General features: G+C 48.4%; 6 tRNA genes and 2 rRNA genes. All 8 read right to left on the bottom strand.

Features of this window, described 5'->3' with window-relative positions:
- Positions 1-38 precede the first annotated feature (38 nt).
- Positions 39-113, bottom strand: a tRNA-Gly gene (locus tag BWGOE10_RS29170).
- A gap of 29 nt (positions 114-142) precedes the next feature.
- Positions 143-223 (bottom strand) — tRNA-Leu (locus BWGOE10_RS29175).
- A gap of 17 nt (positions 224-240) precedes the next feature.
- Positions 241-316, bottom strand: a tRNA-Lys gene (locus BWGOE10_RS29180).
- 4 nt (positions 317-320) lie between these two features.
- Positions 321-395, bottom strand: a tRNA-Gln gene (locus BWGOE10_RS29185).
- 12 nt (positions 396-407) lie between these two features.
- Positions 408-491 (bottom strand) — tRNA-Tyr (locus BWGOE10_RS29190).
- 8 nt (positions 492-499) lie between these two features.
- Positions 500-575, bottom strand: a tRNA-Val gene (locus tag BWGOE10_RS29195).
- A gap of 5 nt (positions 576-580) precedes the next feature.
- A 5S ribosomal RNA gene (rrf, locus tag BWGOE10_RS29200) occupies positions 581-696 on the bottom strand.
- A gap of 101 nt (positions 697-797) precedes the next feature.
- Positions 798-912 (bottom strand): 23S ribosomal RNA (locus BWGOE10_RS29205); the annotation flags it as partial.

A 912-nucleotide genomic window follows, 5' to 3' on the forward strand; every position in this document is an offset into this window, starting at 1 on the left:
CTGCCTGTTCCGCCACCCCGGCATGTCATATTGAAAATTGGAGCGGAAGACGGGATTCGAACCCGCGACCCCAACCTTGGCAAGGTTGTATTCTACCACTGAACTACTTCCGCAAGACATGTATGAGATATTTTATTAAAAGTGCGGGTGAAGGGAGTCGAACCCCCACGCCAAAGGCGCCAGATCCTAAGTCTGGTGCGTCTGCCAATTCCGCCACACCCGCATATTTTTTTAAGAAAATGGTGAGCCATGAAGGATTCGAACCTTCGACCCTCTGATTAAAAGTCAGATGCTCTACCAACTGAGCTAATGGCTCTTAATGGCTGGGCTAGCTGGATTCGAACCAGCGCATGACGGAGTCAAAGTCCGTTGCCTTACCGCTTGGCTATAGCCCAATAATTAAGAAATGGTGGAGGGGGGCAGATTCGAACTGCCGAACCCGAAGGAGCGGATTTACAGTCCGCCGCGTTTAGCCACTTCGCTACCCCTCCGACATATATGGTGGAGGATGACGGGATCGAACCGCCGACCCCCTGCTTGTAAGGCAGGTGCTCTCCCAGCTGAGCTAATCCTCCATTTTGCCTGGCAACGTCCTACTCTCACAGGGACAAGGTCCCAACTACCATCGGCGCTAGAGAGCTTAACTTCCGTGTTCGGTATGGGAACGGGTGTGACCTCTCTGCCATCATTACCAGACTATATTCATTTAAGACAAGAATCATCATAACTTATTCGACATTTAAAGTCAACAAGTTTTTTATATTCTTTCAAAACTAGATAACATCGCTTCATATTATATGGTTAAGTCCTCGATCTATTAGTATTCGTCAGCTCCACATGTCACCATGCTTCCACCTCGAACCTATCAACCTGATCATCTTTCAGGGATCTTACTAGCTTACGCTATGGGAA

Source organism: Bacillus mycoides, assembly GCF_001757995.1.
In the GTDB taxonomy this organism is placed as follows: domain Bacteria; phylum Bacillota; class Bacilli; order Bacillales; family Bacillaceae_G; genus Bacillus_A; species Bacillus_A mycoides_B.